Source organism: Streptomyces sp. TRM70350, assembly GCF_019219825.1.
GTDB lineage: Bacteria > Actinomycetota > Actinomycetes > Streptomycetales > Streptomycetaceae > Streptomyces.
Genome location: NZ_JAHUXH010000034.1, coordinates 61,534 through 70,960, shown reverse-complemented (window position 1 = coordinate 70,960; position 9,427 = coordinate 61,534). Strand labels below are relative to the sequence as shown.

The following is a 9,427-nucleotide window of genomic DNA, read 5'->3' as shown; positions in this document are numbered from 1 at the left end:
ATGTGTCGGGGCGGGCCGTGATCCGGTACCGCCCCGACGACGGTGCCGTGGCATCGAGTCAGTCAACGACACCCTCAAGGGCCGGCTCGACCTGGAACAACACGGCGGCCGCACACCCGCAGGCAGGACCGCCCGGGGCACCGCAGCGCATCCTCACCCTCACCGCCGCAGTCTGGCACAACGACCAGACCGGACAACCGATCCACCGCTCACTGGTCGCCTACGCTCACTGATCCCTTGGGATCATTCATCCAGCGGCCTCGTCGTCGCGCAGGTCAGTCGGCCACACGCCCCGCGTGAGGACTGTCCCAGGGCCATTACAGTCAGTACTGCCTTGTAACCCGACTCGCGCCGGAGTACACCGTGGCCCGTGTGTTCAGCATCGACGAGATCTTCCCCGACGGGGTCGACGAATCGGTGCGGCTGCCACGCCGGCAGGCCGGGTCGCCCCAGGGGCTGGGGGTGACCCTGATCGCTGACTACACCTTGAGCGCCCGCGCCTGGTTGCCGTCCGCGGCAATCGTGGCTCTGCTCGGTGAGTTCGGGGTGACCAGCGGTGCCGCCCGCACGACCATCAGCAGGCTGGCCCGCAGGGGTGCGTTGGAGGGTAGGCGGCACGGGCGGCACAGCTCCTATCGCCTGACAGAACCCGCCGCTGTCAACCTGTCGATGGGCGGTCGCGGGATCGCGGCGTTCGCCGCAGGCCCCGAGTCCTGGGACGGGTCGTGGACGCTCGTCACGTTCTCCATACCGCAAGAAGAGGGCACGCAGCGGCGCGCGATTCGGGATCATCTGCGGTGGCGTGGGTACGCACCGCTCTACGACGGCGTCTGGGTGTCACCCCACCCGATGACGGCAGAGGAACGAACCAGCCTGGCAGGGATGGCACTCGGTGCGATGAGCGTGTTCCGTGCACAGCACCTGGCGCTGGAGACGGAGGCCAGCCGCAACCCGGTCGAGGCATGGGACATCGGGGGCATCGCCAGGGAGTACACGACGTTCATCCGGCGTTGGAGCCGTCTGCTGCCCCGTATCACCGCCGGCCGTATCACCGGCGCGGCGGCGGTACGGGCCCGCACCGAGGTGATGGACACCTATCGCCGCTTCCCTGTGCTCGACCCCATGCTCCCTGTCGAGCTGTTGCCGCCCGGCTGGCCACGCGCACACGCGCGTGAGGTCTTCGTCGCGGTCTATGACGGGCTGGCCGAACCGGCCCAGGAGCACGTGCGAACCGTCGTGGCCGATGTCGCCGACGGGCCACACCCTGAGATCCGGGCCCACACCGTCGCCGAAATGAGCTCGTCGCCGAATTGAGCGCCGGTGTCAGTGTCAGCAAGGTGGCCGTCCTCGGGCATGACGTCCTGACCTCGTAGGGCTGCACGGCGCGGAGATCGCTCTGGCCAGCACGCAGGCGTGCGGCGACGTCGCACGCTCACGCCCACCGGCGACGCACGGCGAACGCACTTGGCTACGTCGATTGACAGTTACCGGACCACCGGGCACTGTGTCTGTTACATGACAAGCAGGCTTTGGTCTGCTGACCCGACCGACTTCCCTCGCTCCGGGCGCTTGAGACCCCGCCCTCGCTCAGGGACCACCGGACCGTTCGAGCGCCGGGCAATGAGTCATGGGAGGTAAGGGCTCATGCGAAGGCATACTCTCGCGCCTTCGCCAGGCAGAACAGCCCTGCGCAGTGGCAACACGGCAAGCCAGGCACGAGACGGCGCGCACAGCACCTGCGGCACGTCCGTTCCCGGCATCCGGCATTTTCGTAGTCATCCGACCTACCCGTTGGAGGTCAGTCATGCCCTTACGCAGACCCCGCGCCGCGCTACTCTCCGCAGGCGTCGCCCTAACGGTGGCCGGCGCCGGTGTCGTCATGCCGACTGCGGCTTCCGCAGCGGCGACCCGCTACGAGGCGGAAAGCGCACCGTCCACGTGCGCCGGTGCCATCGAGTCCAACCACGCCGGCTACTCGGGCAGCGGGTTCTGCAACGGCGACAACGCGACCGGCGCGGCAGCACAGTTCACCGTGACCGCGTCCGTGGCCGGCACGGCCACCGTGACCATCCGGTACGCCAATGGCGCAACCGCCGACCGTCCCGCCGACGTGCTGGTCAACGGTGCGGTCGCCCACTCGGCCACGGCGTTCGGTCCCACCGGGGCGTGGACGGCGTGGGCCACCAAGACGCTGACCGTGCCGGTCAACGCCGGCAGCAACACGATCCGGTTGAGCCCGACCACCGCCAACGGCCTGCCCAACGTCGACTGTCTCGACTTCGAGGTCACCGGCACTCCGCCCACGCCGCCGCCGACTGGTTCGGGCAAGCAGATGGAAGACCTGAACCGCGGACTGGTCAGCGTGCGTTCCGGGTCGGGCAACCTGGTCTCGTGGCGGCTGCTCGGGTACGAGTCCGCCGCGACCGGGTTCAACGTGTACCGGGGCGCCACCAAGGTGAACGCTTCGCCGATCACCAACTCCACCAACCACCTGGACTCCGGAGCGCCGGCAGACGCCTCGTACACCGTCCGCGCGGTCGTGAACGGGGTGGAGCAAGCGCCGTCCGAGCCGTCGCTGCGCTTTGCCGGCGGCAACTACCTCGACGTGCCGATCTCCCGACCGGGAAGCACCTACACAACCGGCGATGCCGGCGTCGGCGACGTGGACGGTGACGGCCAGTACGAGATCTTCCTCAAGTGGGATCCGAGCAACCAGAAGGACAACTCGCAGTCCGGTGTCACCAGCAACGTCTACATCGACGCCTACCGGCTCAACGGACAGCGGCTGTGGCGCATCGATCTCGGCCGCAACATCCGCGCCGGCGCGCACTACACCCAGTTCCAGGTGTACGACTACGACGGCGACGGGCGGGCCGAAATGGCCGTCAAGACCGGCGACGGCACCGTCTCGGGCACCGGGCAGGTGATCGGCAACGCCGGCGCCGACCACCGCAACTCCTCCGGTTACATCATCACCGGACCCGAGTACCTGACCATGTTCAACGGGCTCACCGGCGCGGCCATGTCCACCGTGAACTTCGAGCCGGCCCGCGGCAACATCAACGACTGGGGCGACAACTACGGCAACCGGGGAGACCGGTTCCTGGCCGGCACCGCGTACCTCGACGGCCGGCGACCTTCGTTGATCATGGGCCGGGGCTACTACGCCAGGAGTGCGATCGCCGCGTACGACTTCCGCGACGGTGCGCTCACGCTGCGCTGGAAGTTCGACTCCAGGAACGCCGGCAGCCAGTGGCAGGGGCGGGGTACCCACTCCCTGTCCATCGCGGACGTCGATGCCAACGGCACCGACGAGATCATCTACGGCGGCATGACCATCAACGCCAACGGCACGGGCAGGTATACGACCAACTTCTACGCCCACGGCGACGCCCTGCACGTGGGAGACTTCGTGCCCAGCCGCTCCGGCCAGGAGATCTGGCAGATCCACGAGCAGAGCAGCGGGGCCGCCGCCACCCTGCGCGACGCCGACAACGGCACCATCATCATGCAGAAGAACAACACATGCGGCTGCGAGGGCCCCGCCCGCGGAGTCGCGGGTGACGTGTACGCCGGTAACGCCGGCGGTGAGTTCTGGGGGCGAGGCACCGGGCTGACCAACCTGTTCAACGCCTCCGGCGGCAGCGTCGGGCGCACGCCGGGCAGCGCCAACTTCCTCGCCTGGTGGGACGCCGACCCGGTACGGGAACTGCTGGACGGCAACCACGTCGACAAGTACGGCACCGGCGGCGACACCCGCCTGCTCACCGCCTCCGGCGCGCACTCCGTCAACGGCACGAAAGCCACCCCGTCGCTGTCCGGCGACCTGTTCGGCGACTGGCGAGAAGAGATCATCCTGCCCCGCGACGACAACGCCGCGCTGCGCATCTACGCCACCCCCGTCCAGACCGACCGGCGGATCCACACGCTGATGCACGACGCCCAGTACCGCGTGGCGATCGCCTGGCAGAACACCGCCTACAACCAGCCGCCCCACCCGAGCTTCTTCCTCGGCAACGGGATGAGCACCCCACCCCAACCCAACATCTACGTCCGCTGAACGCCGAACGGTCGGGCGCGCCGGCAACGCCGAGCCGGCGCGCCCGACCAGGCGCTCCAAGATGGCCGTTACAGCTGTCAACGACAACAGCACGTTCATGTACTCCACGTGCTACGGCCATGGCGACGCCCTGCACGTCGGTGACCTGATTCCCGCCCGTCGAGGAGGTCCACATCGACAGATACGGCACGGCCGGCGAAACCCGCCTGCTGACCGGCAGCGGGGTGGTAGCCAACAACGGTGGGACTGGCGAGGAAATCATCTGGCGCACGACGGAGGACACGCGGTTGTGGACCTGCGCGACGCCCGATCAGACCAACCGCCGCCTCTACACGCTGCTCAGTACCGGGTGGCGCTGGCCTGGCAGAACACCGCCTACAACCAGCCGCCCCACCGGAGCTGCTTCCTCGGTGACGGCGTGAGCAACCCCACCACCGCCGAATATCTACGTTCCCTGATCCACAACACCTCGCTGCCGCGGCCCGCACACGGGCCGCAACAGCAAAGTCGAGCACCCGCCCGAGGACCAGCGACCACGGAGAGCATCGATGAAACTCAGACCCGCCCTCATCGCCTGCGTCATCGCCTGCGTCACCCTGCTGGCCGGCACGGTCACGACGCTGGCAACCACCCCCGCGATGGCGGCGCCCACCCGGTACGAGGCCGAAACCGCGCCGGCGACCTGTGACGGCACCATCGACTCCAACCACCCGGGTTACTCCGGGACCGGGTTCTGCAACGGCACCAACGCCATCGACGCGGCGGTGCAGTTCACCGTCAGCGCCTCGACAGCGGGCACCGCGACGGTGGGAGTCCGCTTCGCCAACGGCACCACGTCCGCCCGGTCGGCGGACGTCATCGTCAATGGCTCCCGGATCACGACGGCGTCCTTCGGCGGCACCGGCGCCTGGCCGACATGGGTCACGCAGACGTTGACGGTGTCGGTGAACTCGGGCAGCAACACGATCCGGTTCAGCCCCACCACCGCCAACGGCCTGCCCAACATCGACTACCTCGACTTCGAGGTGATGGGTGGGACACCGACGGGCACCGGTCGGCCGAACGACCCGAACATCCAGTACTACGGCCGCTGGAACCAGTCGAACTCGTCGTACCACTCCATGGGCTGGGCCGGCGGTTACCTCGAGGCCCGCTTCACGGGAAGCTCCGTCGGGGTGCGCCAGCGAAACACCATCGACCTGTACTACTCCATCGACGGTGCGCCGCTGCAGTGGCGCCGCAACGTCTCCGGCAACGTCACTCTCGCCACCGGGCTGACGGGCACCTCGCACACCATCCGGATCGGCTATCGCGAGCGGGCCGGCTCGTACACCGGCGACCCGGTCTTCGGCGGCCTCATCCTCGCCGGCGGAGCGCGGACCGCACCGATCGCCAGGCCGCAGGACTTCGTCGAGTTCATCGGCGACTCGATCACGGTGGGGCAGCCCAACGCGAACCGTCCCTTCACCGCCTACCCGTGGCTCACCGCCGAGGCGCTCGGAGCCGGGCACACCCAGGTCGCCCAAGGCGGCGCCTGCCTGGTCAGCCAGAACTGCTACGGGATGACGGACTGGTTCCGCCGGTCGTCCGCGTGGGTCAGCTCCGACGACTGGGACTTCTCGACCTACCAGGCGACCGCGGTCGTGATCAACCTGGGCACCAACGACGTTGGTCACGGCGTGTCGACGACGCAGTTTCACCAGAACTACATCGTCATGCTCGAACGGGTCCGCCGCGCCTATCCCGACGCCCACATCTTTGCGATGGGGACCTTCCGGAACCGCTACGTGCCCGAGACACGCAATGCCGTCGCGGCGCGCAACGCGGCCGGCGACAGCAAGGTCCACTTTGTGGACACCGCAGGCTGGATCGCCCCGGCCACCGACACGCACGACAACGTCCATCCGACCGACGCCGGCCACGCAAAGATCGCGCAACGGCTGACCCCGATCCTCGGCCAGTACCTCCAGGAAGCCGCGCTCAAGTCGCACCGATCGCGGGTCTGACCAAGTGGAGATCGTCAGCGGGCGGGTTACACCGGGGCGTGACGACTGTCGTGGGCCGCGCTGTGCGGAAGAAGGAGGTATCCCGATGGCGGTGGAAGCACGGTTGCCGAACTCGGTGTTCGCGACCGGGCCTACTCGTCGTGATCGCTACCCGACCGGCTACGTCAGCCGCATGACCGGCCCCACGATGAGTTCCTGAGCCACTGGAAGGTCCCTCGCAAGGCGCTGCCGCAGGGTCACGTGTCCAGCTTTTCTGCCCCACGTGAGCGCCAAGCCAGGGTGGCGGGTGTGGACCTGATGGCCGCTGTCGCCGTGGTCCGGGCGCCGTTGATCGAGACCCTGCCGCGCTGGTCCGCCGCCCTGGCCGAGGTGATTCCCCACCAGGGGCTGGCGGATCTGTCCGCCACGTGCCCGTATGCGCCGCTCAAGGTCTACGGTGAGTCCCCCGGCGAGCCGGGCTCTGCATCACTACGGCCGAAGCGGCCGCGCTGCGGCCGCTCGTGCCGACGAGAGGGAGCTGGCAGCGCAGGGCACGGATGGCGGGCGCCGATGTGCCGGTGCTGGCCCTGGCCAGCGACATCAGAGAGCAGGGCGCGCTGCTGGGTCCTGGTGCGGACCGAGGACACACCCGTACCGGAGGAGCACTTGGCGCCCGGCCAGGCGCTGTGGGACCTGGTGACCGCGCACCGGGAGGGCCTGCGGGCGGAGGCGATCCCCGGGACGCTGGCCGTGGGCAGGGCCGCGGCAGCCGCACGCGCCGTGGCCATCGCCGAACTCGGCGACGCGCACGGAGCCGCGCTGGGTGCTCTGCTCGGTGTCCTGCGCGACGAATCGTGACGTCGCCGACGAACGTCGTCAGCTGGAGGGGGCGGCCCTGGCGCGCGACGCCGACACCGCTGCCGACGTGCTGAACCGACACGTGACTCTGACGGCCGCCGTCCTGGCTCGGTCCGAGACCGGCACCCCCCAATAGGAGTCAGCCGCCGACCCACACCCGTGCCCGTCTACGAGCCGACCCGGCCGGTCAGCGATCCGCAGCCGGTCGCAGTGGCGGAAGTCTGGACTGCCGAGGACATGTCCGCCGCCGTGCATGTACACAGGCCTACTGCGGCGAGTCCCGGGCGTGCGCTCGATGCGGTAGCAGCCGCTTCCGCCGTGGCGCAGTGAGCGTGGAAGCGAAGCGCGCGACGGGGCGGCGGGCCGGGCTACTTCGCCAACGCGCCCATGGCCCGGTCGAGCAGCACGGCCAGCGCGACTGTACCGTCGCAGGCCACCCATCCCTTGGCGGCCACGTCCAGGCAGGCGAGGGCGGCGGCGGCCAGCGCACTCGCCCTGGGGTCCTCGGGCCGGTCAGGGCTCACCCCCAGGCGCCGGGCGACCTCCGGCACCAGCAGCTCCTGCCAGCTCAGTTGCTTCTCGTAGTGCCGGGCGCGCAGTGACGGGGTCTCCTGGAGCATCCGCAGATAGCTGAGTGCCTGCTCGGGTGCTGCCTCGTTCATCCGCGTCAGGACGTCGAACGCCCGGCGCAGTGCCTCCCACGGCTGCTCGTCGTCGGGGCGGGCGGCGAGCGCCTCCGCGATCTGGCGGCCGGATTCCTCCAGGCGTCCCAGGACGATGTCTTCCTTGGTGCCGAAGTACCGGAACAGGCTGGCGCGCGACAGGCCCACCTCGGCGGCGATCTGGTCGACGGTCGTCCGGTCGAACCCCTGCTCGGTGAAGAGGCGGTGCGCCACCTCGACCACCTCCGCCCGAACCGTCGCACGCATGCGCTCACGCAAGCCGGGCGGCTTGCCTGCGGACTGGGCGGCGGTACGGGAGGTCTCACTCATACCCAGTAGGGTACAGCAACGACTCAAATTGATACCGAGTATCAATCACTCTCCACCGTCCCGACCGACTCAACGCGTGACCACCCTCTTCGACGGCATCACCCGGCACTCGCCGGAGGGCCGCTGGTTCCAGCAGTTCGCCGCCACCCAAGGCTTCCACGAGGCGGTCAAGTGACGCGCCTTGGGCCGCTGGACCCGACGGCGGTGGCCCGGTCCGGTCCCCCTAGCGCGAGACCTGGAGGAGTGACGGCGCAAGAACCGCTGACCCGCTCGCACCGGCCCACCGCCACATACCGGCCGGTCCTCGGCCTCACCATCGGAGGCCACCACCCGGACCATCGAGCGCGACGGATGGCTGCACACTGGCGACCTGGGCGTCATGGACGAGCGCGGCTACGTCACCGTCCCCGGCCGTCTCAGGGACATGAAGATCAGTGACGGCCGCCTGAAGCCGTCTCCCTGAGCAACCGGACCGTACCGTCGTGGGAGTCCGTCGGCCCGGCCAGGGCGTGCCGGGTGGCGGCGGGGACGGTCGCCTCCTCGCTGCTCCCACACCACGGCCGGCGGGCGCGCGGTCTCCCGTCGCGGGATCGCGCATACCCGCCGGCCGTTGTCGTGGCTGCGGCGACGAGCGCCGGCTCCGGCCGGCGCCTGTGACATACGGTTACGCGGCGCTGCCCTGGGCCTCGGTGGCGACGTCGGCCCATTCCTCCCAGGTCTTCAGCCGTTCGGCGTAGACCTGCGGGACGAGCTGGAGCGGGGAGCTGCCGAAGAAGACCCGCAGGGGCGGGTTGTCGGCGTCGGCGATCTTCAGCAGGGCCGCGCCGGCGGCGGTCGGGTCGCCGGGCCGGGTGTTGCTCCAGTAGGCGGCGATGGCCGCGCGCAGGTCGTCGTAGACGGGCAGTTGCTCGGCGAAGGTGGCGGAGGGGCCGTACCAGTCGGTGGCGAAGCCGCCGGGCTCGACGAGGGTGACCTTGATGCCGAATGCGGCGACCTCCTGGGCGAGGGCCTCGCTCAGGGCCTCCAGGGCCCACTTGGAGGCGTTGTAGACACCGAGGTTGGGGAAGGCGGTGACGCCGCCGACGCTGGAGATCTGCACGATGTGGCCACTGCCCTGCGCCCGCAGGAGAGGCAGGGCGGCCTGGGTGACCCACAGGGCGCCGTAGAAGTTGGTCTCCATCTGGTCGCGAACCTGCTGTTCCGTCAGCTCCTCGACTGTACCGAACAGGCCGTAGCCGGCGTTGTTGACGACGACGTCCAGGCGGCCGAAGTGCTCGTGCGCCCGGCGCACGGCCTCGACGGCGGCGGCCTTGTCGGTGACATCCAAGGACAGGGGAAGGATCGCCTCGCCGTGGGCGGCCACCAGGTCCGCGAGGGAGTCGGTGTTGCGGGCGGTGGCCGCGACCTTGTCGCCGCGCTCCAGGGCCGCCTGGGCGAACTGGCGGCCGAAGCCGCGCGAGGAACCGGTGATGAACCAGATCTTGCTCACGAGAAACACTCCCGTCCGAAGTGAAGTCTTATAAGGAGACTCT

At 69.4% G+C, this 9,427-nt stretch carries 7 protein-coding genes and 1 pseudogene; 6 read left to right on the top strand and 2 right to left on the bottom strand.

The genetic code is table 11. The annotated features are described in order from the left end of the window. The 6 genes and pseudogenes from KWI83_RS32655 to KWI83_RS32635 all read left to right on the top strand — a co-directional run. A pseudogene (locus KWI83_RS32655) lies at positions 1 to 233 on the top strand (IS982 family transposase); the annotation flags it as partial. A 139-nt stretch (positions 234 to 372) separates the two neighbouring features. Next, complete coding sequence (locus tag KWI83_RS32650) at positions 373 to 1,314, top strand: PaaX family transcriptional regulator C-terminal domain-containing protein (protein WP_308122312.1); 942 nt, start codon at positions 373 to 375, stop codon at positions 1,312 to 1,314. Between the two features lie 565 nt (positions 1,315 to 1,879). Then, on the top strand, positions 1,880 to 4,060 hold the full coding sequence (locus KWI83_RS32645) for a CBM35 domain-containing protein (protein ID WP_256363117.1): 2,181 nt from the start codon (positions 1,880 to 1,882) through the stop codon (positions 4,058 to 4,060). Positions 4,061 to 4,121: 61 nt separating this feature from the next. After that, complete coding sequence (locus KWI83_RS40485; RefSeq protein WP_374106422.1) at positions 4,122 to 4,748, top strand: hypothetical protein; 627 nt, start codon at positions 4,122 to 4,124, stop codon at positions 4,746 to 4,748. Continuing rightward, complete coding sequence (locus tag KWI83_RS32640; RefSeq protein WP_374106424.1) at positions 4,699 to 6,066, top strand: GDSL-type esterase/lipase family protein; 1,368 nt, start codon at positions 4,699 to 4,701, stop codon at positions 6,064 to 6,066. The genes KWI83_RS40485 and KWI83_RS32640 overlap by 50 nt, the downstream gene beginning before the upstream one ends. A gap of 609 nt (positions 6,067 to 6,675) precedes the next feature. After that, positions 6,676 to 6,903, top strand: coding sequence for a hypothetical protein (locus KWI83_RS32635; protein WP_218517999.1), 228 nt, complete (start codon positions 6,676 to 6,678; stop codon positions 6,901 to 6,903). 368 nt (positions 6,904 to 7,271) lie between these two features. Here KWI83_RS32635 and KWI83_RS32630 read toward each other — a convergent pair whose 3' ends face one another. Together KWI83_RS32630 and KWI83_RS32620 are read right to left on the bottom strand one after the other, a co-directional pair. Further along, positions 7,272 to 7,895: a TetR family transcriptional regulator gene (locus KWI83_RS32630; RefSeq protein ID WP_218517998.1), complete on the bottom strand. Its 624-nt coding sequence runs from the start codon at positions 7,893 to 7,895 to the stop codon at positions 7,272 to 7,274. Positions 7,896 to 8,559: 664 nt separating this feature from the next. Then, entirely contained in the window at positions 8,560 to 9,384 is an 825-nt protein-coding gene (locus tag KWI83_RS32620; RefSeq protein ID WP_218517997.1) for an SDR family oxidoreductase, read from the bottom strand. Positions 9,385 to 9,427 lie beyond the last annotated feature (43 nt).

Coding starts and splice junctions, on each gene's coding strand:
- KWI83_RS40485 (WP_374106422.1), top strand. CDS start 4,122: ATGGCCGTTACAGCTGTCAACGACAACAGCACGTTCATGTACTCCACG.
- KWI83_RS32640 (WP_374106424.1), top strand. CDS start 4,699: ATGGCGGCGCCCACCCGGTACGAGGCCGAAACCGCGCCGGCGACCTGT.
- KWI83_RS32645 (WP_256363117.1), top strand. CDS start 1,880: ATGCCGACTGCGGCTTCCGCAGCGGCGACCCGCTACGAGGCGGAAAGC.
- KWI83_RS32630 (WP_218517998.1), bottom strand. CDS start 7,895: ATGAGTGAGACCTCCCGTACCGCCGCCCAGTCCGCAGGCAAGCCGCCC.